Here is a 23,536-nt window from a genome sequence, read left to right as displayed (position 1 = left end):
ACCTGATTATTTTCAGATGTATCTCTACATGAACAAGGAGGTTATTCAATGGACGTATTTGCCGAGTACCTGGATAAGGTGGATGATCCGCTTCAAAGGGAACGGTTGGAGAACATTTTTGCCTGGGTTCATGAGACGTTCCCGGATTTAGGGGCCAAGATAGCCTGGAATCAACCGATGTTTACGGATCATGAGACGTTTATTATTGCTTTCAGTACGGCTAAAGCACATATGTCGGTCGCTCCGGAAAAGGCGGCTTTGGATCGTTTTGCGGACAAGATTGCAGCGTCGGGTTATACCCATACGAACCAGTTGTTTCGCATTCCTTGGAAAAGTCAGGTGGATTACGACTTGTTGAAAGAAATCATCGAGTTCAATATCGAAGATAAAGCGGACTGTACGACTTTTTGGAGAAAATAAGCAGTGTCTCTAAGTCAAATCCGATTTGGTAGGAAGCAACTTCGCTCTCGTCAAAGCGAAGTTCTTTTTTAATCTCTACCCCCGAATGCTTTTAGTCCGGGGGCGGATGGGCTTGAGCGGAGGGGTGGGAGGGAAGCGTAGAAACGAAGTGCTCGCCTTTGAAATCCGATTTCCACCCTGACCAGGGTTCCCAATCAAGAAATCGGATTTCAACAGCGATCGCAGCTCCCTCCCACCCCGCAGCGCCCCCGCCCATCCCACGCCTTCCAGCCCCTAAAAAGGGCTAAAATAATAACAAACCATGAACAATGCGGTCTTCACTCCGGTTCCGATCGAACCTTTGTCAATCCACCTTAACGTCGCTAACACCGACACCACAATAGCTGCCATCGAAACGACGAAAAACATGTCGGCTGCCTCCTTCTGAGTCGCTGTAATCATCACATCGTACCTAAGAAAAAATAACCAAAATACAGAGATTAAAACGCTTTCTTTTCCATTTGCTTAAAACTCTTTTTGCACCAAGCAAAAAGCCGACGCATTAAGCGTCGGCAGGTGACAAATTCCGGTATAGAATGCGGTAACCGTAAGCATCAAGCGGAATAGCAAGCCGCCCGTCCGTTGTAGGAATGCTTTCGCTGGTCAGCGCGTCGCGCCAGTCGTCTGTTTCCATCGGGTGAGACAGGATATTGGGCTGACCGGTATTGTTCATCCAGATCGTAAAATGAATATGATCGTCGATCCGTTCATACACGATGCAGGGATTGCCCGACTCTGCCATCAGGAAGCGAAAACGTCCGCCGCGCAGCGCAGGATTTCTTTTTCGCAGCATAATCATTAACCGATAGAAGCCATGCAGTTCTCGGTCTTGCTTGTTCGGATCCCATTCCATGCATTTTCGACAATCCGGGTCCGCGCCGCCTTGCAGTCCGATCTCGTCGCCGTAGAAAATACAGGGCGTGCCCATATACGTGAATAGGAAGACGATCGCCAACTTCAATTTCCGCTTATCGCCGCCCAATCGGGTCAGTAAGCGCGGCGTGTCATGGCTGCACAGCATATTGAAGACTACTTCGTTCGTTTGCTGCGGATAACGCATCAACAGGCTGCTCATATGGCTCGAAAACTGGTAGCCGTCCATGCCTCCGCCGAAGAAAGCCAATACTTTGTCGGAGAACGGATAGTTCATTACCGAATCGAATTGGTCGCCCATCAGCCACGAGAGCGAATCGCTCCATACTTCGCCGACCAGATAAGCATCGGGCTTCGCCGTCTTGACTACGTCCCGAAACTCCCGCCAAAAATGATGATCGACCTCGTCGGCTACGTCCAAGCGCCAGCCGTCAACCCCAATCTCCTTGATCCAATACTTCGCGACGCCGAGCAAGTATTTTCGAACCTCTTCATTGCCGGTATTGAACTTGGGCATATTGCCGTAGAATCCAAAGGTGTCGTAAGTCGGAATTCCATCTTTGACCTCAAGCGGGAACTGGTTCACATGAAACCAATCCGCGTAGGGCGAATACGAACCTTTGAGCACCACGTCGCGGAAAGGCGGGAATTGATCGCTGCAATGATTGAACACCGCATCGAGAATGACCCGAATCCCCTTGCCGTGACAAGTTTCAACAAGCTGTTTAAGCAGCGTGCTGTCGCCCAAATGCGGATCGATCGTTTTATAATCAACGGTATCGTATTTATGGTAGGTCATTGCGGTGAAGATCGGAGTGAAATAAATCGCGTTAACGCCCAGCTCTACCAGATAATCAACATGATTCAGCACGCCTTGCAAATCTCCGCCAAAGTAGTCGGTTAATGTAGGCTGCGCCCCCCAAGGAAGCGTCCCGGGCGGATCGATCGAAGGATCGCCTTTGGCAAAGCGGTCGGGCATGATCTGGTAAAAAATCGCTTTCTTCGCCCAATCGGGTGCCGCGAACAGGTCAACAGCATGGATGTAAGGGAATTCGTAAAATCCTCCGGTCGGAGAAGGGAAACCGTCATGGAATTCGTTGTCGGCTTTGAACAGCGTTTCGTTGCCTGAATTCAATCTGAAAATATAGGCGACACGCTTGAACTTGGGCTGTACGGGACCTTCCCAATAGTCGAAATACTCATCAGTCGCCGCCTTTTCCAATTCTACCTCAAAATATGTACGGTTCCAGTCATACTTGTCTCCGGTTAACGCGGTAACGTGATCAACATCATTTTTCTTGGTGCGAAAACGCAGGTGGATCGTCTGGAGATCATACGAATAAGCCCATTTGTCACGCGGTACGTGGTACATTGCTTCCCGAAACATAACGTCGCCTCCCTAATGACGAAAATCTTGCTAAACGAGTCCATATCCTATAAATCCAGTTACCCAGCGACGCAAAGATGGACGTTATTACCCGGAAAAACTTTACATCGAAACCAACACCCGGAAAGAAAAGAATCCTACAAGACGAAAAAGCCTGCTTCCGATACAATCGAAAACAGGCCACCTTGCCAAGTCCCTATCATTCCATTCGATCCAAGCTTAAACTTTTGTTACGGAACCTTTCTCCCGATAAGCATTCTGCATAAACTCTTCCCGAACTTTCTCCAGCAATCCCGGAACGGTCAGAACATCATAAGCCGTTCCTGCCAGTATTTTAGCCCCGAATACCATCGCCTCGTAAGCTTCGTCTTTCTGAGCCAGATCGCGGAACCCGATACTATGCAACTCATGGCGCTCGTATACCACCTGCACGTAAGGATGAATAGCCGGGCAGCGGGTGGATACGTTGCCGACATCCGCCGAACCGCCGTTTACCGGAGCTTCGATCACGTTTGCGTCGACACCCGATTCGATCAGATTGCGCGTGAACGTCTCCGACAGCGTCTCGTTCGTAATCAGCTCGTCGTAGGAGTATTCATAGTTCGATACTTTCAGCTCGCATCCGGTCTGGAGCGCTGCGCCTTCCGCGATCCGACGAATCTTTTCCACCAACTTATCGGTGTAAGGGCGATCCGCTGAACGAATATAGAATTGAGCGGAAGCATAGTCCGGAATAATATTCGCTGCCACGCCGCCATGATTGATGATTCCGTGAATGCGCGCGTCCGAACGGGTCTGCTGCCTAAGCGCGTTGATCGCGTTAAAAAGAAGCAGCACCGCGTCCAGCGCATTCACGCCCGCTTCGGGACTGGCGGCCGCATGCGAGGACTTTCCGTAAAACTCGTACTGAATCGCGTCCATCGCCAGTGCGCTGCCCGACTTTTGGAACGAATAATACGGATGCGCCATCAGGGCAAAGTCGCAGTCGTCAAACAATCCGGCATCGGCCATCGTCACCTTGGCTCCGCGAGTTTCTTCAGCAGGCGTTCCGTATACCCGAAGCATGCCTCCTAGCTCGGCAATGGCATTTTTCAACCCGATCGCTGCGCCGAGGCTCATCGTGCAGATCAGATGATGTCCGCACGCATGACCGATCTCCGGCAATGCATCATATTCGCATAAAAGCGCGACGGTCGGCCCCGGTTTCTCCGAGCGGAACGTACCGATAAACGCAGTCTCGATATCGAGCACCGGAGCTTCGACCTCAAAGCCGTGTTCCGCGAGGGACTGTTTGAGCCTGGTGGACGCTTTGAATTCTTCGTTGCCCAGCTCCGGGTTCTGCGCAATATAAACGGCGATCTCTTTGAGCTCGGCGGAAGAGGTATCGATGGTATCAAAAACGGCTTGCTTATTATTCATGAGTAAACGCTCCTTGTGTCGATGGACTTGAAGTCAAAGCTTATCATGCAAGCGAAACGTTTTCAATGATGACGCGGCTTTGTAAGGAATGAAACAATTTGATGAACGTTGAAAAAGTACGCGACATTTCGTGAATATTGTTGTATAAATATGAGTATCGTTTTATAATGATGACTTGTTATTTTACTTAGAGAGTGGAGAGAGGGCATGTTGAGACTGAAACGAATAATCCCTATGCTGATGGCTTTGTTGATGCTGACCCTGGCACTGTATCCGGGTCACGGACAAGCAAATGCACAGAGCGCATCGAGCACGGATGAGAAAAGAACCCTTACAATCGGGTTGAGCCCGGACTTTGCGCCTTACGAATTCCTGATGACGGTAGACGGAAAAAGCAAAGTTGTCGGCTCCGACGTGATGATCGCGGAAGAGATCGCCAAAGATATGGGCGCCGAGTTAGTTATTAGAGAAATGTCGTTCGATAGCTTGATTCCGGCGCTGCAAAGCGGCCGGATCGATATGATCATCTCCGGCATGACGCCGACCGACGAGAGACGCCAGAACGTTGATTTTTCCGATCTCTATTATACGTCGCGCCAGGTCATTCTGACCCGCTCGGAAGACGTCGATAAATACAAAACGATGGATGCGCTGCAAGGCGAGCAAATCGGGGTGCAAACGGGTTCGATCCAAGAGGAAATTGCAAACTCGATTCCGGATGCACAAGTTACAGCGGTGAAGACCATTTCCGACGTGGTCAGCCTGCTGAGCTCGGATCGCGTCAATGCCGCCGTGTTCGAAGGACCGGTTGCGGAAGCGCAGGTCAAGAACCGTCCGGGCATCGCGATCGCCGAAGCCGTACCGGAAGACAGCGATACGCCGATGGCGATCGCGGTTCAAAAAGGCAACACCGAGCTTGTCAATGAAATCAACGTTACGCTTGAGCGTCTGCGCGCAACCAATGCGGTAGACGGATTTATTCAACAAGCCAACGAACTGAATTCCGGCGAGACGGCTCCAAGCAATATTTTCTCGTTCTTCTGGAAATATCGCGGGTTTTATGCGGACGGCGTGAAGTACACGCTGCTGCTGTCCGCTCTGGGCGTGTTGTTCGGTTTCCTGATCGGTCTGTTGATTGCATTGCTTAGGCTGTCGGGCGTCAAAATTCTGAAATGGATCGCCGTAACGTACATCGAAGTGCTTCGCGGCACGCCGATGCTCGTACAGCTCCTGATTATTCACTTCGGTCTCGCGAGCGCGTTCGATATCAAATTCTCGGTCTTGCAATCGGGGATTATCACGCTGTCGCTGAACAGTTCGGCTTACTTGGCGGAAATTTTCCGCGCGGGTATCCAGAACGTCGATAAAGGACAAATGGAAGCCGCGCGCTCGCTCGGCATGCCTCGCGGTATGGCGATGCGCACGATTATTATTCCGCAAGCGATCAAAGGCGTTCTGCCGGCGATCGGTAACGAATTCGTGGTTATCATCAAAGAATCTTCGATCGTCTCGTTTATCGGTGTTGCCGATCTGATGTTCCAAGCCAATGCCGTGCGTACGCTAACCTATTCCGGTCTGTACCCACTCGTTATTGCCGCAGGCATCTATCTGGTCATGACGCTGATTCTGTCCAAGCTGTTAAATGTATTAGAACGGAGGTTGAGTGCCGGTGATAGCCGTTAAGAATCTGCAAAAATCGTTCGGGAAAAACAACGTCCTGCGCGGAATCGATACCGAAATCAAAAAAGGCGAAGTCGTCGTGGTCATCGGACCCAGCGGCTCGGGCAAAAGCACGTTCCTTCGCTGCTTGAATCGGTTGGAAGACGTAACGGGCGGAGAGATTTTGTTCGAAGGTCAACCGATCACGGATAAAAAGCATAACATCGATAAAACGCGCGAGAAAATGGGCATGGTGTTCCAGCAGTTCAATTTGTTCCCGCATAAAAGCGTGTTGGATAATATTACGCTGGCTCCGATCAAGCTTCAGGGTTTATCGAAAGTCGAAGCGGATAAACGCGCCGAAGCGTTACTGCAATCCGTAGGTCTGGCTGATAAAAAGAACGCGTATCCGGCGCAACTGTCCGGCGGTCAGAAACAGCGTATCGCCATCGTGCGCGCGCTCGCAATGCAGCCGCATGTGATGCTGTTCGACGAGCCGACCTCGGCGCTTGACCCCGAGATGGTCGGCGAGGTGCTGGACGTGATGAAAAAACTGGCGGAAGACGGCATGACGATGGTCATCGTCACGCACGAAATGGGCTTCGCTCGCGAAGTCGGCGACCGGATCGTCTTTATGGACGGTGGGGTTATCGTTGAAGAAGGCACGCCGGAAGAAGTGTTCGGCGCGCCGAAGAATGTGCGTACGCAGGATTTTTTGAGTAAAGTATTGTGAGGAGAGGGGGAGCGTGATCGCGTGTGTCGCTTGGTTGTTTTCCTTGCGGAAAGCCAAAAGCGCTCCACACGCGATCACGCTCCCCGAGGGTGTAGAGTAGGGAATGACCCTTAGATCAAAAGATTAGATCAAAAGAATATACAAAAGCGCCTCGGACTTATTAGTCAAGCCCCTATTTTATGGACAGTTAAAAACACCCTAAGAAATGAACTGACGTCGGTACTCTACCGGCGTCAGTTTGTTTAGTTTTCTCTGTGGTCGTTTGGTGTTGTAAAAGCGAATGTATTGCTCGATCCGTCTTTGCGCCTCGTCCAAACTTCGGATAGAATACGGATAGAGTCCTTCCGTTTTTAAATGCGAGAAGAAGCTCTCTATGGAGGCATTGTCATAACAATTGCCCCCGCGAGACATGCTGATTTGGGCGCCAACCTTGGGCAGCATGTCGTGGTAAAGATGAGACGTGTACGGGGCTCCACGGTCACTGTGAATGACCACACCCGTCACGTCTTTTCGTTTGCGGAACGCTTTCTTGAACGTCTGCTTCACGAGTTCTTTGTCCGGGTGTTCTCCGATCTGGTAGGCGACAATTTCGTTATTAAACAGATCCTTGACTGCGGAGAGATAGAGCCAACGCTCGCCAACTCGGTACTGCGTGATGTCCGTTACCCACTTTTCGTTCGGTTTGTCGGCTTTGAAATGTTGGTTGAGTACATTTTCTGCGACGAGTCCGGCTGCGTCTGCGGTATATCTGTACCTGCGCTTTTTGCGGACTCTGGCTTGAATCCGGAGCTTCTGCATGAGTCGGAGTACTTTCTTGTGATTCATCCAGATTCCACAATCCTGCCACAGAAAGAGTTGAAGCTGGCGGTACCCGTAAATGCCGTTGTATTTCCAATAGATGGCATGAACAAGCTTGGCGTCTGCGGCTTCAGGTGTAGCCTCTTGTCGCTTTAACCAAGCGTAATATCCACTTCGAGAAACACCAAAGATCTGGCATAGCCACCGAATCGTTTGGTTCTCGTTTACTTGTCGAATAAGCGCATACTTGGCTTGAGTTTTTCCTCCTTCCAGATGGCTAAGCACTTTTTTAGCAGCGTATTCTCCCGCTTCAATCGCTCAATTTGTCGGTCTGTATCTTGATATTCTTCTTTTCGTCCTCGCTGATCCAGCAGGCCAAACTCGCCTTGCTCTCGATATTTCCTGACCCACTTTCTGACTCGATCTGCATCTTGAATTTGGAAATGTGCGGTAATCTTTCGATACGTCCATTTCTCTTCGATGTGTAACCGAATCGCTTCTCTTTTCAGTTCGACCGGATACGACTTAAAGGTTTGTCCTTTTTTTGCCATAAAAAATGCACCCCCAAATGCTCATTAGTTTACCCAAGGGGTTTTCTAATGTCCATTTTAAGGGGTGCACTCTATATGGGTCCGGGGCTTTTTGTATGGATCGATAGAAACGTAAATGACTTTGGGATAAGCAAAAATAACTCGGACATAAAAAAGAGTTGCAAAAGTATTCAGGTACCTTTATATTATAAAAGTAAGGTACCTGAATTTAAGGTGCCTTCATAAAAAGGAGGGCTCATTCATGAGTGAACATCAAGGGAATCAAGGGCATGAAGAGATGGATAATGAACCTCGTCGAGATCAAGAGCAAGGAATGCCTGAAGAAGAGCAGGGATTTAATGATGGATTAATGAGAACGTTTTTCCATGCTACAGCGCTTATGCATAGATATCACCACCATATTCGCCGGGATCGGGAGCATGGGGGAAATCCGCATCGCGGACAAGGACGGGTATTGGCATTGCTGAAGCTGAAGCCGGAGATTACGCAGAAGGAGTTGACGTTCCTTTTGAATATGCGTAATCAGTCGCTCGGCGAGCTGTTGGTGAAGCTTGAGCGCAACGGATATATCGAGCGTACGCCTTCGGAGACGGATCGCCGCGTGATGAACGTGAAGTTGACGGAAGCGGGAGCCGAAGCGGCTGAACAAGCGGATCAGAATCAGCAGGATGACGGGAAACTATTCGAAAGCTTTACGGAGGAAGAGCGCGAGCAGTTCGGCGGATATTTGAAGCGGTTGATTGCGGAGCTTGAGAAGCAGATGGAAGGCGATGGTTTTGCCGGACGCGATCCGAGAGAGTTCTGGGGACGCGAAGGAGGGCCGCGCCCGCCGTTTGGTCCGGGAGGGCGCGGAGGATTCGGTCCCGGAGGCGGACGTTTCCGCTTTGGCGGGATGAAGGGCGGTCGACATGGTCATGGTCACGGACTGGGGCATTTCCGAGGATTCGGATTCCCGGACTCGCCGTATTCGGGTCCGGACCGTAACGCCGAACAAGAGCGTGAATAACAGCAAGAACGAGTAATAGCCGGCTAAGCGATTGAACGTTTGTTGATTTCATCCACGCTATCATTTCCAACCCGCCTGAGTGCTTGCTCAAGCGGGTTTTTCATATAAGAACGGATATTCACTTCTCACATTGGCAAAGTCGGAGGAGCGTGTATAATAAAAAGCGTTTAGGGTTACGAAAAGATAGAATGTTGAAAAACGGAAGGGGTATAAGAAATGGCTGATTTGTTTTCTTCTTTTGAATATCAAGGATTGAAGCTCCCGAACCGAATCGTGATGCCGCCGATGTGCCAGTATTCGGTAGATGCCGAGGACGGGATTCCGAACGAATGGCATGAGGTTCATTATATAAGCCGAGCAGTGGGCGGAACCGGGTTTATCATTGCCGAAATGTCCGGCATCGATCCTGACGGACGAATCACGAACAGGGATACAGGCATTTGGAGCGACGAGATGATTCCGGCTTGGAAAAAGATCGTCGACGGCATTCACCGTTACGGAGCCAAAGCCGCAATTCAACTTGGACATGCAGGTCGAAAAGCACAAGATGCCACGCCTCCAGTCGCACCTTCGGCGATTGCTTTTGACGAGACCTATCGGACCCCTAGAGCGCTGACAACCGAAGAAGCTCAGAATATGGTCAGCCTGTATGCGGACGCGGCACGCAGAGCGGTTCAAGCAGGTTTCGATACGGTCGAGATTCATGGAGCGCACGGTTATCTGATCCATCAGTTCCATTCGCCGCTGACCAACCGACGTGACGATCAATACGGACAAGATCTAGCCTTGTTCGGCGAAGAAGTTACCCGGGCAGTTCGCGCCGAAGTGCCTGCCGATATGCCGGTGCTGATGCGAATCTCCGCCGCCGAGTATGTGGACGGCGGTTACGATGTCGAATACGCGATCGAAATCAGCCGCCGTTACCGGGATGCCGGTGCTGACATTTTCCATATCACGTCCGGCGGCGAAGGCGCAATCGGTTCCGCAGGCGGCCCGGGCGCAGGTCCCGGTTATCAGGTTGGTTTGGCCGAACAAATTCGCAAAGCACTCGACGTCCCCGTCATCGCCGTAGGTCTGCTCGACGATTTCGAAGACGCGCAGCGCGTTGTCACCGAAGGCCGCGCCGAACTCGTTGCCGTCGGCCGCGGCATGCTCCGCGATCCCTACTGGGCCGTGCACGCTTCGCGCGAACTGCAAGGCAATCTCGATGTCCCCGAACCCTACCGCCGCGGCTATCGGGCATTGAAGTAGAAGTGATTAAAGCAATTAAAATAACTAAATTAATAAAGCAGAAATTAGCGGATAGAGATAAATTGTCTTCTAGCTTTTCGTGAAAGCCTGACGTAGCTGGAAGCGAGAAGACGGAGAGAGAAATTCAGTTCAAGACGCCTTTGAACTCGGAAAATACCTTAGTTAAATCCAATCCCTTTTCCGAGTGAGACAGCGAATTGAACGAATTTCTCTCGCAGTCTTCTTGCTTCCCACGCACACGCGACTTTCAAAGGCAGTTTGAAAATGGGTGATTCATGTCATAGCTTTTCCCCCACGCCTCAAGGCATCATAGACAAGATATGCGCAAGTCAGCAATCTGGGGGAGGATCATATGGCGACAATCATTTCCAACCGGCGTGTGGCGGAAGGCATTTACGTGATGCATGCGGAAGGACACTTTCAAGCGAAGCAAGGACAATTTTTCATGGTGCGGGGCTGGGATAGCTATCCGCTGCTATCTCGTCCGTTAAGCGTGTACGATCAGGACGAACACGGCGTGAAGTTTCTATATAAAGTGGCGGGAGAAGGAACGCAGATGCTTTCGCGGATGCAAGCGGGCGAAGATGTGGCGCTGCTTGGACCGCTGGGCAACGGGTTTCCGGCGGCGGAAGGCCGTACAGCGCTGATTGGGGGCGGCATCGGGATTGCGCCTCTTTTTTATGCGGCCAGACATCTGGAGCAAGCCGACCTGTATCTGGGATATAGCGTCGAAGTGTATGAAGAACATGAATTCCGGTCGCTTGGACATCCTGTCGAGATCGACCTTGGCGGAATCGTGCTGGACCGGGTAAACTTCGACGATTACGACACGATCTTCATCTGCGGACCCGAACCGATGCTGCGTACCGCCCAGATGAAAAGCGCGATGTCGTCCGGTCGGGCGAACGTCTATGTATCTCTCGAAAATCGGATGGCCTGCGGAATCGGAGCTTGTCTGGTATGCAGCGTAAGCTGCGAGAACGGTCGGAAAAAGGCGTGCGCGGATGGTCCGGTCTTCCGTGCAGAGGAGGTTGTGTTGGCATGATCGAGACCACATTGGATACAGTTTGCCGCATCGGAGAGGTCACGTTTAAAAATCCAGTCGTGATGGCATCCGGAACATTCGGCTTCGGCAAGGAATACGGGAAATTGTACGATCTCTCCAAGCTCGGCGGAATCTCGGGAAAAGGAATCACTTTGCATCCGAAACCCGGAAATTTGGGTATCCGTGTCTATGAAACGCCCTCGGGCATGTTGAATAGCGTCGGATTAGAAAATCCAGGCGTCCAAGCTTTCTTGGATGAAGAATGCGCCTTCTGGGAAACGTTGGACACCGTTCGAATCGCCAACCTCGGCGGAGGCACGGTACAGGATTATGTGGACGGCGCGCGATTGATAGAAGAAGATTCGCAAAAGCGCCAACAGGAAGGGCGTCAAGCCGTCGATCTGATCGAGTTGAATATCTCCTGCCCCAATGTCAAAGCAGGCGGAATGGCTTATGGCATTAAGACCTGCATTGCTCGCGAAGTCGTTCGGGAAGTTCGCGCCGCAACGACCCTGCCGCTCATGGTGAAACTGTCGCCCAATGCCGAGGATATCGCGGATATGGCTCGGATGTGCGAGGAAGAAGGTGCGGAAGCCGTATCGCTGATCAATACGCTGTCCGGCATGAAGATCGATGTGCGCAAACGTCGGAGCGTATTCGAGAACTTGTATGCAGGACTGTCCGGTCCGGCGGTCAAGCCGATTGCGCTTCGCATGGTGCATCAGGTCTGCCAACGCGTAAGTATTCCGGTCGTCGGGATGGGCGGGATCTCGAGCGCGGAGGATATCATCGAGTTTATTATGGCAGGGGCCGAAGCGGTGCAAGTCGGTACGTATAACTTCGTCAATTGGCAGGCGGGTGCGGACCTGGCTGAAGGCGTGGAACGATTCATGCTTGCGGAAGGGATTCGGAGCTTGGACGAAATTCGCGGCATTTTGTAGAAGTTCGACCCATCTAACAGGAGGCGTGCAACTTGGAGACCTATCCATTTAACCCTGAAGATATCCGAGTGCAACGTCAGGATATTGGAAGAGATACGTTGCTCGTGGTCACGGGCGGCGAGGCTCATATTGGAGCAGCCTCGACAGCTTATCTTGAAGCGGACGAGTATAAGGTGAGCACGACAATCGTTTCCGGACATCAAGAACATGTGCTCAGCGAGCCTTCTGCCCTGCACGCGGCTCGTTTGCTTGGGCGTACCGTAACCGTGGTCATGGGGATTCACTACGATTGCATCACGCGCGAACAAATTAGCGAAGTGGGCAGCGTCGTAGCTCGCCTAATTGATGAAGCGTTGGATACATCGAAAAAAATCTTTTAAAAATTTACAGTCCTTGTGAAACCGATGCTGTACCTCTCGCGTAATAGGAAGGGTAATGGTTCAAAACAATACAGAAAAGAGCATTTTCAAGGAGGAAAAAGAGATGTCCGTTTTCAAAAGATTGCGAGATCTAACTTTGTCTAACGTGTACGCACTGATCGAGAAGGCTGAAGATCCGGTTAAACTGACGGATCAATACATTCGCGACATGCAGGAAGATTTGGCCGACGCCGAAAAAGCCGTTGCTGCCCAGATCGCCATCGAGAAAAAGTTTAAACAATTGTACGAGGAGCAACAAGAGCTGGTCAACCGCCGCACCGAGCAGGCGCATATGGCAGCCAAAGCTCAAAACGTCGATCTGGCCCGCCGCGCATTGGAAGAAAAAAACACGGCCGAGCAGAAGATGAACGAGTACAAAAACAGCTTCGACCAAAACAAAGCGGCTGCGGATAACCTGCGCGGCAAGCTGGAAGAGATGCGCAAGCAGCTCACCGAAATGAAAAACAAGCGCGATACGCTGGTTGCCCGTTACAGTGCAGCCAAAGCGCAAACGGAAATCAACAAAACGATGTCCGGCTTCAACTCCGACAGCGCGACATCTGGCTTGAAGCGCATGGAAGAGAAGATGCTGAACATGGAAGCGCAAGCCGAAGCGAGCAACGAAATGTCTTCCAAAGGCAAATCGCTCGACGACGAATTTGCTGAACTGGGCAAAAACAGCGCCGTAGATAGCGAATTGGCAGCACTGATGAAACAATACGAGAAAAACGAATAATTCGCACAACGAAGTAAAATCAAAACAGAATAACGGCTGAAGCGCCAATAAAGCGAACAAAGCCAAGCGAAGGGGAACGTATGTACGCGGCGGCTCCCTTCGCTTTTTCATGGTTTTACATAATCGGCGCGTAAGGAGGACGGAAAGTGGAATTTTCGGATTTGGCTAGACTTGCGGTATGGACGCTTTCCGGAGCTGTACTGCTGACACTGTTAATGGTGATCGACTCGTTATTTACGAAGTATAAGGATTTCCAGGAAATCCGAAGAGGCAATCTGGCGGTTACGATCCGTCTTGTTATGAAAATATTTGCTCAAGCTTTGATTTTGAAATACGTGCTGGAAGGGTCTTCGAGCATCGTTAGCGCCTGGATCGTGTCGTTTATTTCGTTTGTAATTTTGCTTGCCTTGGAAAGCGCCGTGGAGTTTATTTTGCGCAAATGGGGCGATCTCAATCTGGACGAGGGAACGGAACGCGGGAATGTGGCGCACGGGTTGTTTGCGGGGACGCTGCACGTCATTGGCGCGATGATTATTACGGCGGCGTTGTCCATCTAGTCTATTTTGATGACGTCGGGGAAAGTCCTGTTCGTAAAAGAAGGCGAAAGGCTGCGGGGAAAATTCGTTCAAGGCGCTGTCTCACTCGGAAAAACCGATTAAAATTTTTAGTGGAAGTTTCCGAGTTCAAAGGCGTCTTTCACTGAATTTTCCCCTCCGCCTAGCGGCTTCGTTTTCGAGCAATACTTTACGGCGCAACAAAAGAGAAGCGGACCAGTGCCGCTTCTCTTTTTTAGTTTAAGGAAAAGAATAAAGATTAAAAACGAATATGTTGCTCGATTATAGGTAAAGGCAAGTAAACAAGGAAACTCAAGACTCCTCGCCGCGCCGTTCGATCGCTTCGGACATAGTTTTGTCGGTGAGGTGGGCGTAGATTTCGGTGGTTTCGGTGGAGGCGTGGCCCAGTTGTTCTTTGGTTTTGTAGATGTCGTTTTGCAGGTAATAATCGGTCGCGAAAGAGTGACGGAGTTTGTGGACGGTTAAGTATGGTTTGCCGAAACGTTTGGCGTATTTGATGATCATCGCCTGGATTGCGCGTTTGGTCATGCGTTTGCCTTCTTTTTGGCCGTTGGGAATGGCAAGGAAAAGGGCTTTTTCGCGTTTGGGGGCGGCGTAGTCGGCGTCTCGCAGAGACAGATAACGTTCCATGTCAAAACGGGCTTGGTCGCGGAAATAGACAGGGGTTTTGAATGTCTCGTCGTTGTTGCCTTTCCGCATAACGTAGAGCATTTTGTTGCCCATATCCAGATCGGCGATGTTCAAGTTGACGACTTCGGAGACGCGCAGGCCGGAATTGAGGATCAGGCTTGCAATCGAAGCGTCGCGTTCTTTGTTTTTGGCGTGGGCGTAGCTGGCTTGTTTGTTGTCTGCGACATCGGCGGCGTAGCCTTCGCGGATGTAGTCGATGAACGCGAGTAGCTCTTCTTCCTCCAAGATTTTTCCTTTTAGCTTGGCGGCGGTATCTTTGGGTTTGTTGGTGCGCTTGACCTCGATTTTAGCCATGACGTTGCGTTTCAGTAGCGGGTAAAAGTCTTCATCTTCGGCAATTTGGCTGAGATAATGGAACATGGATCGGAGTGCCGACAGCTTGCGGGTGACCGTAATACGCGAATTAGTGCCTTCCGTGCGAGTGGTCAGATAAAGACGATAGCTCGTCACGTTTTCCATCCGTAGCGATTCCAGTTCCTCCAGCGTGATCTCTTTCGTAGCGGTAGCGGAAGATAAACCTTCGGCGCGCAGCCAGTTAAAAAAAGACTCGTAGTCCCGCACGTACTCCAACAGCGTGGACGGAGACAGATCAGGCAGTTTATAGTCGATAAATTGTTGAACGTACCACGGCATTTCCGGCAATTTTTCGCCAAGTTTTGCGCGGTCGATTGTTTTTTGAATACTCATGACGGTTCCTCTTTTCACGAATAACATAACGGTTCTGCCGTCGAAACGGGCGTATGTCTTTAGTGTACCATACCCAGCATTGAAGCAGGCAAACGGTTGTTCGTCCACATCTGTTCGCGAAGTTGCCGGAAAGACGCGGAGTCGGTTACGATAGAAAAGGAAGATACGGATCATACGGGATAAAGGAGCCGAAAAGCATGAAACCGATTGTGGAATTGGAACTTGTACCGGAGCAGCGTCGTGCGGTGATCGAGAATCTGCTTCAGTTTTACCTGTATGATTTCACGTTGTATCTGGATATTGCCGCGGACGAAAACGGACGTTTTCCCGATTATCCGGATTTGGACGAATTTTGGAGCAAGGCAGATCGGAAATTTCCGTTTCTGATCCGCGCCGACGGCGAACCCGCAGGGCTGGCATTGGTGGAACGAACCGACGATAACGGAAAAAAGCCTTCGTATTACATGGTCGAGTTTTTCGTGCTGCAAAAGTTTCGTCGGCACGGCGTGGGAGGAAGCGCGGCGGTGATGCTGTTCGATCGTTTCCGGGGACGCTGGAAAATCACGCAGCTCAAAAACAACGAACCTGCGCAGCGCTTTTGGCGAAATACGGTCGAAATTTATACGAACGGCGCGTACAAAGAGCGAACGCATCCGTTTCACGGACATCCGAGCCAGTATTTCGAGAACTAATACCTTACTTTTAGCGTTGACAAGATATTAAATTCAAGAATGCGCTTTCTTAAAACGGTAGGATGGGTAAAAGGACAATGGACCAAAGTTTAACGCCGCGAAGAGGAGGATGTAACATGGAAAAAAGAACGTACGGCAAGACCGGAATGGATGTGAGCGTGCTTGGCTTCGGGGCGTCGGAGATCGGAAGCGGAGTTTCGCAGGCCGATGTGGATAAGCTGCTGGGCGGCGCCATCGATGCAGGGCTCAATATCATCGATACGGCCGAGTGCTACGGAGACAGCGAAGAGCTGATCGGGAATGCCATCTCTCACCGTCGCGACGACTTCTATCTATTTACCAAGTGCGGACATGCCTCGCGAATCGACGGTTCCGACTGGGACCCGGTTGTTCTTGCCGCCACGATCGATCGCAGCTTGAAAAGACTTAAAGTGGACCATGTCGACATGATTCATTTGCATAGCTGCTCGGAAGAGGTGCTGCGCAAAGGCGAGGTGATCGAGGTCCTGCAACGCGCCAAACAAGAAGGAAAGACCCGTTTTATCGGTTACAGTGGCGATACGACGGATGCGCTGTACGCGGTAAAAACGGATGCGTTCGACAGCTTGGAAACTTCCCTGAACGTAGCGGATCAAGAGGTCATCGATCTGGTATTGCCGGAAGCAATCAAACGGGATATGGGTGTCACCGTGAAGCGCCCGATCGCCAATGCGGCTTGGTTGTTCGATACGGTAGATCCCGACGATTATGCGTACGTATATTGGAAACGCCTGCGCGAACTCCAGTACGGATTCCAATCCGAACCGGACTCCGTAGGCACGGCGCTGCGGTTTACATTGTCGACGCCCGGCGTGCATACGGCGATCGTCGGCACCACGAAGCCCGATCGCTGGCAGCAGAACGCCAAGCTGCTTGAAGCGGGCGCGCTTGATCCGGAGCGTTATGACGAGATTCGCCGTCGTTGGCATGAGATTGCGCCGGCAGATTGGACGGGACGCACGTAATCGGTAAACGAAAACGCCAATGGCTTCGAGTGAACATCGCTCGGTAAAGCCGCTCCTATAAAAAAGCCTCCGCACTCGCGTAAAGCGAGCCGGAGGCTTTTTGCTTGGCAATATTACAAATACAACTGCGAACGCATTTTGAACCAATCGAAGATATGAGTAGCCAGAACTTTCAACACGGCATAACCCGGAACAGCCAGCAGAATGCCGACGACGCCGAATAGATTGCCCGCCGTCAGGATTACGAAGATGATCGTAATCGGATGCACTTTAAGCGACTTGCCCATGATTTGCGGCGAAATGAATTTGCCTTCCACCAATTGCACGACCGTCCATACGACGATCATTTTCAGCAGCATGATCGGCGAGGTGACGGCTGCGACGATAATCGCCGGGGTAATCGCGATCGCAGGTCCGAGATAAGGAACGATCGCGGTACAGGCGGCAACGATGGCGAGCACCAGCGAATATTCGAGTCCGATGATGCGGTAGCCGATGTAAAGCAGCACGCCGATGCACATGCTGACGATGACTTGTCCGCGAATATAAGAGCTGATCTGATGATTCGCTTCTTGCAGAACGGTCAGCGAGCCCGGACGGAGCTTCGTCGGAATAAAGCTCAAGATGTAGCCCGGCAGCTTGTGTCCGTCTTTGAGCAGATAGAACAGGATGAACGGAAGCGTCACGATCGCGAGCACCAATTCTTTTACGATGCCGAGCAGCCCGCCGATTCCGGTCCAGGTATGGTTGAGGATGGTCGTCGCCCGTTCGGAGATCGTGCTGACGATTTCCTGGGTGTTCAAATTGGTTGCGGCTTGGAATTGGGCGACCAGATCGCTGCCGATCCATCTTTCGAATTCGGTCTGGATCGTTTGGCTGTACGCCGGGAAGTTTTCGAAGAATCCCAGCAGCTGTTCCCGGATCACCGGCACGATCAGCGTGATGACCGTCACAAGGATTCCGATAATCAGCAGATAAAGGACCGAAATGGTGTATACCCGTTTGACCTTTTTCTTTTCCATAAAATCGACGATCGGGTTTAGCAGATAATAAACGACGCCCGTCAAAATAATCGGCAGGACGATCGTTTTGATCAGCACCCAAAGCGGGTTAAAGATAAACGATATTTTGGAAAAGACGAGAACGTTGACGCCGACCAGCAGCGCGATGAATAAAAACAGCACAAACTTGTTGTTCAGAAACAATCTGCGAAATCGTCCTGACCATGACCTGGGTTGGTTCATTCTCACTTCTCCATTCTTGGCTTGATCTCTCTACTAAATTGAAGATCTTCTTATGTTCAAGCATACAAAATGAGCAAACGAGGTGCAAGTTAATGCATGGATGGCGAAGGGACGGCCTGCTCCGTCTCCGCAGCCGAACACGGAAGCCCGTGCGCCTCCAGCAACATCATCAGCTGCTTGACCATTTCGGCCGGCGGGTAAGGCCTCCCTTCCGCCAGCCACCATTCAATTAGCCCGACGATCGCGGTGGTGAGGAACTGAACAGCAATTTCTTTGTTCATCCGATCATGCTGCACGAACCGGTCGAATTGCGTCCCTACGCCTTCCTTAAGCATCAAGGACAATCGCGAACGGAAAGCCGGATTTCCTTCGCTGCGAACCAGCAAAGAATAAAGTTCGGCGCTCTGCTCCAAATATTCGAAAGTGCGCAGCAGGGAAGCTTCGGGACTCTTCTCCGGAACTTCCGGACGGCAGCTTTCGCTCAATTCGTGCAGATAACTGTCGATACATTGGTTCAGCAGATCGAATTTGTCCTGAAAATGCAGATAAACCGTGCCGCGATTCACATCGGCGCGATCGGCGATTTCCTGAATGGTAATACGCTCGAATCCTTTTTCCTGAAGCAGCTCGATGAAGGTTTCAAAAAGAGTACCCCTCGTTTTACGTACGCGTCGGTCCATCGGTTTCCCTCCTTTTTTCTAAACAGATTATATTCTTGTGTTGAGTAAACAACAAAGGCGAACTAATCGGTCATTGCCGCGAATTTGAAGTCTTGATACGTTTATATTACTCAACAGATGTTCAGGAATCAACAATTGTCAATAATAAATGTCTTTGCAGAAAAGGGAGAGAGAATATGAGAATTTTGATTTATGGAGCAGGGGTACTGGGCAGCGTGCTTGGACAGCTATTGATGCAGAAGAAACATGAAGTCACCTTTTTGGCGCGAGGAAAAAGAGCTGACCAGCTCGAACAAAAGGGATTGGTGATCCGGCATCACTTTCAACGCAAAACGACGACCGATCATCCCCGTGTGATACGCACGCTGGAACCGAATGATCGTTATGATCTGATCTTTACGGTGATGAAATATTCGGATATCGAAGCCGTGCTTCCGGTTCTTGCAGCCAATATTAGCGAGCATATCATGATGGTAGGCAATAACCCGAACATCGCCGCAACCGAAAAACAGTTAAAAGCATTGGCGAACAGCGACAAACATCTGGCTTTCGGGTTCCAAGTCGGAGGCGGCATACGCCGGGAAGACGGTACCGTCGTATCTCTTCGATTCGGCAAAGGACAATTGATTGCAGGCGGATTGCGCGGAGAACCTGCATTCCTTCCGCTTTTGCAAGAAGCATTCGCGAACAGCAACGCCAAATTCACTCTTCATTCGGACATCGACGGCTGGTTGAAAAACCATATCGTTCCGATTGTCCCTCTTAACGCTGCCTGGCATATCCACAACGGCGACCTCAAAGCCATAGCGCGCGACAAACGTTTGCTCAAACAAATCGTCGCGGCGATGGGGGAAGGTTTCGACCAATTAGAAGCCGCAGGCTATTCCATGGTTCCGGCAGGCCAAGCCAAGGCTATCCGTCGCTACAAAAACATCCTGCCTACGCTTCTGAGTTTCTACCACCGACTTCCCGCAGCGAAACTGATCGACGGTTCTTTCGCGGAAATCGAAGCTTTGGACCAAGAATTCCGCAACCTGACAACCTCATCCGAAACACAAACACCGAACTGGAGTCATCTTTTAAAATATAAAATCATTACATGAAAAATTCATAATAGGAATCAATAAAAACCCAAACCACGAAAAAGGGACCTCAATCACTCGGCAAGCATTGACGGAAACGCGGCAAAGGTCGATAATCGATACTCAAAGATTAATGTTTATCGAAATAAAACTTTCCGATAAACAACCCGACCAAAGAAAGGAAGCTGCATTTTTCATGTCAACCGTCTCCGCCAAGACGCCGGTCGGCCGAGCCCAGCGTTTGAAATTCATTCTGATCCTCGGTGCTTTATCCGCTTTCGGTCCGCTGTCGATCGACATGTATCTGCCTGCGCTGCCCACGCTTGCGCAGAATCTCGGTACGACCCAGTCCCTCGCTCAATTGAGCCTCACCGCCTGTTTGCTCGGCTTGGCGCTGGGACAATTGATTGCCGGACCGCTCAGCGACATTCGCGGCCGACGCGGTCCGTTGATTATCGCCCTGATTCTTTACACGCTTGCTTCACTGGCCTGTGCTTTCGCTCCGTCTGTCTGGATTCTGATCGTGCTGCGATTGGTTCAGGGAGCGGCAGGCGCGGCAGGGATCGTCATTTCCCGCGCCGTCGTTCGGGACTTGTATGCCGGAACCGAATTGACGAAGTTTTTCACCATGCTTATGCTCGTGAACGGCTTGGCGCCGATTCTCGCCCCGATCTTCGGCGGCTTGATTCTGAACTATGTGTCCTGGCGCGGCGTATTCTCGGTGCTATGCGTGATCGGCGCGCTGATGCTGATTGCGGTGGTGCTGGCGCTTCCGGAGACGCTGGTGCGCGAACGGCGTTCTTCCGGCGGTTTGGGCGATACGCTCGGCACGTTCGGACAACTGCTGCGAAGCCGCGCTTTTGTCGGCTACGCGTTGTCTCAAGCTTTTGTCACGGCAGCCATGTTCGCTTACATTTCGGGCTCGCCGTTCGTGATTCAAGACTTGTTCGGCGTTTCGCCGCAAGGCTACAGCCTATTTTTTGCCGTCAATGGATTGGGCATTGTCTTGTTCTCGCAAATCACGGGACGGTTGGTTCATCGGACTGGAGAAAGCAAACTGCTGGCAACAGGCCTGGTGATCGCGTTTTCCGCAGGACTTTCATTAACGGTCGTCACCTGGCTCGGCGGCGGATTATGGGCGATCGCGCCGCTTCTGTTCCTTGTCGTAGCAAGTGTAGGGATGGTTGCCTCGACAACGACATCCCTCGCGATGCAAAGCCAGGAACCGCGTACGGCGGGCAGCGCTTCGGCTTTGATCGGTTTGATGCCGCTGCTGCTCGGAGCCGCGGCCAGTCCGCTCGTCGGACTGGGAAGCGGACAGACCGCGTTTCCCATGGGGTTGGTAATCGGAATCGCAGAGCTGTTGGCGCTTATGTCGTATACGCTGTTGGTGCTGCCGGCTCGTCGTATTGCGCCCAATTGACTTTATGCAGGCCGTTCCTGTACTTTACGGGAATGGCTTGTTTGCGTTCGGCACTTATTGTATGATGGTGTTCGCGAATCAACGATTTTTTTCAAACCTAAAGTAGGGGGACGACAAACCATGAATCCGAAAGATCTTCATTATACAATGCCTGCCGAATGGGCGCCGCATGAACGGACGATGTTGTCCTGGCCCGTACAGGCCTCGATGGTATATCCAGGCAACTTCGACGAAGTTTGCGGGGGATATACGGAACTGGTCAAAGCAATCGCCGAATTCGAACCGGTGACCCTGGTCGTGAATCCGGAGGACGTCGAGCGTCTGCATCCGGTGTTCGCCGGTCATTCGGTCGAGCTGCTGGCGATTCCGCACAATGATGCCTGGCTGCGCGACAACGGTCCGACAATCGTCGTGAACGCAGAAGGCGAACGTGCCGGCGTCAATTGGGGCTTCAATGCTTGGGGCGGCAAATATTCCCCGTGGGATCTGGACGATGCGGTAGCGCCTGCCGTGCTGGATCACCTGGGACTGCGTCGATTCGACGCGCCGCTGGTACTTGAAGGCGGGTCGATTCACGTCGACGGCGAAGGCACCATGCTGACGACGGAAGAATGCCTGCTCAACGAGAACCGCAATCCTTCGCTAAGCCGCGAGGAAATCGAAGAGCATGTCAAAAACTTCACCAACGTGCAAAAAATCATCTGGCTGAACCGCGGCTTGGCAGGAGACGAGACGGACGGCCATGTCGACAACGCGGCTTGTTTTGCGGCACCGGGTAAAGTCATTATTCAAGTTTGCGACGATCCGTCGGACGAGAACTATGCCATTACTCAAGAAAACTTGCGCATTCTGGAAGAAGCAACGGATGCGAAAGGACGCAAGCTGGAGATCGTTAAAATTCAACAACCGCCTTATTCGGAGTATGAAGGTGCCCGACTGACATTGAGCTATTTGAACTTCTACTTCGTCAACGGAGGCATTATCCTTCCCGTATTCGGCGGAACGGCGGCCGAGACCGATCGTCTGGCGGAAGAAGTCTTGCAGCAGACCTTCCCGGAACTTCGCATTCGCACCGTTGACGGCATGGCCGTTATTCGCGAAGGCGGCAATGTGCACTGTACGACGCAGCAAATTCCGGCAGGCCGTTAATTTGAAAATCGGGTAATCGTGCTTGAGCGGATGCCCTTTATGACAGAGAACAAGAATCGAGAGGAGCTGGAGTTTTATGAGAAAAGTGAAAGTAGCCGCGACCCAAATGAGCTGTACCTGGGACATCGACGATAACATTCGCAAAGCAGAAGCGCTCGTGCGCAAAGCGGCAGCGGAAGGCGCGCAGGTCATCTTGCTTCAAGAGCTGTTCGAGACGCCTTACTTCTGCCAGAAGGAAAAAGCGGAGTATTATCAGTACGCGACGGAGCTGGAGAGCAACAAAGCCATCAACCATTTCAAGCAGATCGCCAAAGAGCTTGAAGTCGTACTGCCGATCAGCTTTTATGAAAAGAAAAACTATGCCCGCTATAATGCGCTCGCGATGATCGATGCAGACGGAGAAATCCTCGGCACGTATCGCAAAAGCCATATTCCGGACGGTCCGGGCTACGAAGAGAAGTTCTACTTCAATCCGGGCGACACCGGCTTCAAAGTCTGGAATACCCGGTACGGCAAAGTCGGCGTCGGCATCTGCTGGGACCAATGGTATCCGGAAGCGGCGCGCGCGATGGCGCTGATGGGCGCGGAGATCCTGCTGTACCCGACCGCGATCGGTTCGGAGCCGCAGGACAGCTCGATCGATTCGAAGGATCACTGGCAAGCTTGCATGATCGGCCACGCGGGTTCCAACCTGATCCCGGTTATCGCGTCCAACCGCATCGGTCCGGAAAGCGACGAAGATTCTTCGATCAACTTCTACGGCTCTTCCTTCATCGCGGGTCCTCGCGGCAACAAGATTGCCGAAGCGAGCCGCGACCAGGAAGAAATCTTGACGGCCGAGTTCGATCTCGACCAACTGGAGATCGACCGGATCGAGTGGGGCGTGTTCCGCGATCGCAGACCGGAATTGTACGGCGTGCTGGCGACGTACGACGGCGAACGCAAGATGGGCCGCTAAAAAAAGCCCGAAAAAGGTAACGAATCGGCACGAATCGCATAGACGCAAGCAAAAAGGACGACTCGCCCAGAGTCG

At 51.6% G+C, this 23,536-nt stretch carries 24 protein-coding genes; 16 read left to right on the top strand and 8 right to left on the bottom strand.

Annotation, left to right across the window (positions count from 1 at the left end; translation table 11 throughout):
* The first annotated feature begins 48 nt into the window (after positions 1 to 48).
* Positions 49 to 420: an iron chaperone gene (locus tag SACSAC_RS17365; protein WP_037288708.1), complete on the top strand. Its 372-nt coding sequence runs from the start codon at positions 49 to 51 to the stop codon at positions 418 to 420.
* 273 nt (positions 421 to 693) lie between these two features.
* Here SACSAC_RS17365 and SACSAC_RS28690 read toward each other — a convergent pair whose 3' ends face one another.
* The 3 genes from SACSAC_RS28690 to SACSAC_RS17355 form a co-directional block, all read right to left on the bottom strand.
* Positions 694 to 828 (bottom strand): hypothetical protein, encoded by a 135-nt coding sequence (locus SACSAC_RS28690; RefSeq protein WP_281175782.1) that lies wholly within the window; start codon positions 826 to 828, stop codon positions 694 to 696.
* Positions 829 to 961: 133 nt separating this feature from the next.
* Positions 962 to 2,719 carry an alpha-glycosidase gene (locus SACSAC_RS17360; RefSeq protein ID WP_037288705.1) on the bottom strand — a complete coding sequence of 586 codons (1,758 nt, stop codon included), beginning with the start codon at positions 2,717 to 2,719 and terminating at the stop codon, positions 962 to 964.
* 219 nt (positions 2,720 to 2,938) lie between these two features.
* On the bottom strand, positions 2,939 to 4,138 hold the full coding sequence (locus SACSAC_RS17355) for a M20 family metallopeptidase (protein ID WP_037288702.1): 1,200 nt from the start codon (positions 4,136 to 4,138) through the stop codon (positions 2,939 to 2,941).
* Between the two features lie 207 nt (positions 4,139 to 4,345).
* Here SACSAC_RS17355 and SACSAC_RS17350 point away from each other — a divergent pair, with 207 nt between their 5' ends.
* On the top strand, positions 4,346 to 5,821 hold the full coding sequence (locus SACSAC_RS17350) for an ABC transporter substrate-binding protein/permease (RefSeq protein WP_037288699.1): 1,476 nt from the start codon (positions 4,346 to 4,348) through the stop codon (positions 5,819 to 5,821).
* Positions 5,808 to 6,530, top strand: a complete 723-nt coding sequence (locus tag SACSAC_RS17345; protein WP_037288696.1) for an amino acid ABC transporter ATP-binding protein — start codon at positions 5,808 to 5,810, stop codon at positions 6,528 to 6,530. Before SACSAC_RS17350 ends, SACSAC_RS17345 begins: the two co-directional genes overlap by 14 nt.
* 198 nt (positions 6,531 to 6,728) lie before the next feature.
* Here SACSAC_RS17345 and SACSAC_RS17340 read toward each other — a convergent pair whose 3' ends face one another.
* Both SACSAC_RS17340 and SACSAC_RS17335 read right to left on the bottom strand, forming a co-directional pair.
* Positions 6,729 to 7,613 carry an IS3 family transposase gene (locus SACSAC_RS17340; RefSeq protein WP_169833786.1) on the bottom strand — a complete coding sequence of 295 codons (885 nt, stop codon included), beginning with the start codon at positions 7,611 to 7,613 and terminating at the stop codon, positions 6,729 to 6,731.
* Entirely contained in the window at positions 7,553 to 7,879 is a 327-nt protein-coding gene (locus SACSAC_RS17335) for a helix-turn-helix domain-containing protein (RefSeq protein ID WP_037288693.1), read from the bottom strand. Before SACSAC_RS17335 ends, SACSAC_RS17340 begins: the two co-directional genes overlap by 61 nt.
* 241 nt (positions 7,880 to 8,120) lie before the next feature.
* On the opposite strand from SACSAC_RS17335, the gene SACSAC_RS27265 reads away from it, so the two are divergent.
* The 7 genes from SACSAC_RS27265 to SACSAC_RS17300 all read left to right on the top strand — a co-directional run bounded on the left by SACSAC_RS27265 (position 8,121) and on the right by SACSAC_RS17300 (position 13,834).
* A complete protein-coding gene (locus SACSAC_RS27265; RefSeq protein ID WP_051507211.1) occupies positions 8,121 to 8,885 on the top strand; it encodes a MarR family winged helix-turn-helix transcriptional regulator in 765 nt (254 codons plus the stop codon).
* A gap of 216 nt (positions 8,886 to 9,101) precedes the next feature.
* The gene (locus SACSAC_RS17325; RefSeq protein ID WP_037288691.1) at positions 9,102 to 10,136 is read left to right on the top strand and encodes an NADH:flavin oxidoreductase/NADH oxidase; all 1,035 of its coding nucleotides are present in this window, start codon (positions 9,102 to 9,104) and stop codon (positions 10,134 to 10,136) included.
* Between the two features lie 352 nt (positions 10,137 to 10,488).
* Positions 10,489 to 11,181, top strand: a complete 693-nt coding sequence (locus SACSAC_RS17320; RefSeq protein ID WP_037288688.1) for a dihydroorotate dehydrogenase electron transfer subunit — start codon at positions 10,489 to 10,491, stop codon at positions 11,179 to 11,181.
* Complete coding sequence (locus SACSAC_RS17315; protein ID WP_037288685.1) at positions 11,178 to 12,122, top strand: dihydroorotate dehydrogenase; 945 nt, start codon at positions 11,178 to 11,180, stop codon at positions 12,120 to 12,122. The genes SACSAC_RS17320 and SACSAC_RS17315 overlap by 4 nt, the downstream gene beginning before the upstream one ends.
* Before the next feature lie 32 nt (positions 12,123 to 12,154).
* Positions 12,155 to 12,502 carry a prenylated flavin chaperone LpdD gene (gene lpdD, locus SACSAC_RS17310; RefSeq protein WP_037288681.1) on the top strand — a complete coding sequence of 116 codons (348 nt, stop codon included), beginning with the start codon at positions 12,155 to 12,157 and terminating at the stop codon, positions 12,500 to 12,502.
* Positions 12,503 to 12,605: 103 nt separating this feature from the next.
* Positions 12,606 to 13,277, top strand: coding sequence for a PspA/IM30 family protein (locus tag SACSAC_RS17305; RefSeq protein WP_037293087.1), 672 nt, complete (start codon positions 12,606 to 12,608; stop codon positions 13,275 to 13,277).
* Between the two features lie 146 nt (positions 13,278 to 13,423).
* The gene (locus SACSAC_RS17300) at positions 13,424 to 13,834 is read left to right on the top strand and encodes a DUF350 domain-containing protein (protein ID WP_037288677.1); all 411 of its coding nucleotides are present in this window, start codon (positions 13,424 to 13,426) and stop codon (positions 13,832 to 13,834) included.
* A gap of 309 nt (positions 13,835 to 14,143) precedes the next feature.
* On the opposite strand, the gene xerS is transcribed toward SACSAC_RS17300, so the two are convergent.
* Entirely contained in the window at positions 14,144 to 15,229 is a 1,086-nt protein-coding gene (gene xerS / locus SACSAC_RS17295) for a tyrosine recombinase XerS (RefSeq protein WP_037288675.1), read from the bottom strand.
* 197 nt (positions 15,230 to 15,426) lie between these two features.
* Between xerS and SACSAC_RS17290 the strand changes: the two genes are divergently transcribed.
* Both SACSAC_RS17290 and SACSAC_RS17285 read left to right on the top strand, forming a co-directional pair.
* Positions 15,427 to 15,921: a GNAT family N-acetyltransferase gene (locus tag SACSAC_RS17290; RefSeq protein ID WP_037288672.1), complete on the top strand. Its 495-nt coding sequence runs from the start codon at positions 15,427 to 15,429 to the stop codon at positions 15,919 to 15,921.
* A 116-nt stretch (positions 15,922 to 16,037) separates the two neighbouring features.
* Entirely contained in the window at positions 16,038 to 16,925 is an 888-nt protein-coding gene (locus SACSAC_RS17285) for an aldo/keto reductase (protein WP_037288670.1), read from the top strand.
* Between the two features lie 113 nt (positions 16,926 to 17,038).
* Here the strand turns inward: SACSAC_RS17285 and SACSAC_RS17280 are convergent, their stop codons facing one another.
* Both SACSAC_RS17280 and SACSAC_RS17275 read right to left on the bottom strand, forming a co-directional pair.
* Complete coding sequence (locus SACSAC_RS17280; RefSeq protein WP_037288667.1) at positions 17,039 to 18,169, bottom strand: AI-2E family transporter; 1,131 nt, start codon at positions 18,167 to 18,169, stop codon at positions 17,039 to 17,041.
* A gap of 89 nt (positions 18,170 to 18,258) precedes the next feature.
* Complete coding sequence (locus SACSAC_RS17275) at positions 18,259 to 18,849, bottom strand: TetR/AcrR family transcriptional regulator (protein WP_051507210.1); 591 nt, start codon at positions 18,847 to 18,849, stop codon at positions 18,259 to 18,261.
* 176 nt (positions 18,850 to 19,025) lie between these two features.
* Here SACSAC_RS17275 and SACSAC_RS17270 point away from each other — a divergent pair, with 176 nt between their 5' ends.
* The 4 genes from SACSAC_RS17270 (at position 19,026) to aguB (ending at position 23,461) form a co-directional block, all read left to right on the top strand.
* On the top strand, positions 19,026 to 19,952 hold the full coding sequence (locus tag SACSAC_RS17270) for a ketopantoate reductase family protein (protein ID WP_037288664.1): 927 nt from the start codon (positions 19,026 to 19,028) through the stop codon (positions 19,950 to 19,952).
* A gap of 175 nt (positions 19,953 to 20,127) precedes the next feature.
* Positions 20,128 to 21,354 (top strand): multidrug effflux MFS transporter, encoded by a 1,227-nt coding sequence (locus SACSAC_RS17265; protein WP_037288661.1) that lies wholly within the window; start codon positions 20,128 to 20,130, stop codon positions 21,352 to 21,354.
* Positions 21,355 to 21,474: 120 nt separating this feature from the next.
* Positions 21,475 to 22,503 carry an agmatine deiminase family protein gene (locus SACSAC_RS17260; protein WP_037288658.1) on the top strand — a complete coding sequence of 343 codons (1,029 nt, stop codon included), beginning with the start codon at positions 21,475 to 21,477 and terminating at the stop codon, positions 22,501 to 22,503.
* Between the two features lie 76 nt (positions 22,504 to 22,579).
* Positions 22,580 to 23,461: an N-carbamoylputrescine amidase gene (gene aguB / locus SACSAC_RS17255; protein WP_037288654.1), complete on the top strand. Its 882-nt coding sequence runs from the start codon at positions 22,580 to 22,582 to the stop codon at positions 23,459 to 23,461.
* Positions 23,462 to 23,536 lie beyond the last annotated feature (75 nt).

The sequence above is a fragment of the Saccharibacillus sacchari DSM 19268 genome, from assembly GCF_000585395.1.
Lineage (GTDB): Bacteria > Bacillota > Bacilli > Paenibacillales > Paenibacillaceae > Saccharibacillus > Saccharibacillus sacchari.
This window is presented reverse-complemented; position numbering and strand designations above follow the sequence as displayed.

Excerpts from the sequence above, each read along its gene's own strand:
- SACSAC_RS17360 (WP_037288705.1), bottom strand. The coding sequence starts at position 2,719 with ATGTTTCGGGAAGCAATGTACCACGTACCGCGTGACAAATGGGCTTAT.
- SACSAC_RS17325 (WP_037288691.1), top strand. The coding sequence starts at position 9,102 with ATGGCTGATTTGTTTTCTTCTTTTGAATATCAAGGATTGAAGCTCCCG.
- SACSAC_RS17305 (WP_037293087.1), top strand. The coding sequence starts at position 12,606 with ATGTCCGTTTTCAAAAGATTGCGAGATCTAACTTTGTCTAACGTGTAC.
- aguB (WP_037288654.1), top strand. The coding sequence starts at position 22,580 with ATGAGAAAAGTGAAAGTAGCCGCGACCCAAATGAGCTGTACCTGGGAC.
- SACSAC_RS17260 (WP_037288658.1), top strand. The coding sequence starts at position 21,475 with ATGAATCCGAAAGATCTTCATTATACAATGCCTGCCGAATGGGCGCCG.
- SACSAC_RS17280 (WP_037288667.1), bottom strand. The coding sequence starts at position 18,169 with ATGAACCAACCCAGGTCATGGTCAGGACGATTTCGCAGATTGTTTCTG.
- SACSAC_RS17265 (WP_037288661.1), top strand. The coding sequence starts at position 20,128 with ATGTCAACCGTCTCCGCCAAGACGCCGGTCGGCCGAGCCCAGCGTTTG.
- SACSAC_RS27265 (WP_051507211.1), top strand. The coding sequence starts at position 8,121 with ATGAGTGAACATCAAGGGAATCAAGGGCATGAAGAGATGGATAATGAA.
- SACSAC_RS17275 (WP_051507210.1), bottom strand. The coding sequence starts at position 18,849 with ATGGACCGACGCGTACGTAAAACGAGGGGTACTCTTTTTGAAACCTTC.
- SACSAC_RS28690 (WP_281175782.1), bottom strand. The coding sequence starts at position 828 with ATGTTTTTCGTCGTTTCGATGGCAGCTATTGTGGTGTCGGTGTTAGCG.
- SACSAC_RS17285 (WP_037288670.1), top strand. The coding sequence starts at position 16,038 with ATGGAAAAAAGAACGTACGGCAAGACCGGAATGGATGTGAGCGTGCTT.
- SACSAC_RS17320 (WP_037288688.1), top strand. The coding sequence starts at position 10,489 with ATGGCGACAATCATTTCCAACCGGCGTGTGGCGGAAGGCATTTACGTG.
- SACSAC_RS17290 (WP_037288672.1), top strand. The coding sequence starts at position 15,427 with ATGAAACCGATTGTGGAATTGGAACTTGTACCGGAGCAGCGTCGTGCG.
- xerS (WP_037288675.1), bottom strand. The coding sequence starts at position 15,229 with ATGAGTATTCAAAAAACAATCGACCGCGCAAAACTTGGCGAAAAATTG.
- SACSAC_RS17335 (WP_037288693.1), bottom strand. The coding sequence starts at position 7,879 with ATGGCAAAAAAAGGACAAACCTTTAAGTCGTATCCGGTCGAACTGAAA.
- SACSAC_RS17355 (WP_037288702.1), bottom strand. The coding sequence starts at position 4,138 with ATGAATAATAAGCAAGCCGTTTTTGATACCATCGATACCTCTTCCGCC.
- SACSAC_RS17365 (WP_037288708.1), top strand. The coding sequence starts at position 49 with ATGGACGTATTTGCCGAGTACCTGGATAAGGTGGATGATCCGCTTCAA.
- SACSAC_RS17270 (WP_037288664.1), top strand. The coding sequence starts at position 19,026 with ATGAGAATTTTGATTTATGGAGCAGGGGTACTGGGCAGCGTGCTTGGA.
- SACSAC_RS17350 (WP_037288699.1), top strand. The coding sequence starts at position 4,346 with ATGTTGAGACTGAAACGAATAATCCCTATGCTGATGGCTTTGTTGATG.
- SACSAC_RS17315 (WP_037288685.1), top strand. The coding sequence starts at position 11,178 with ATGATCGAGACCACATTGGATACAGTTTGCCGCATCGGAGAGGTCACG.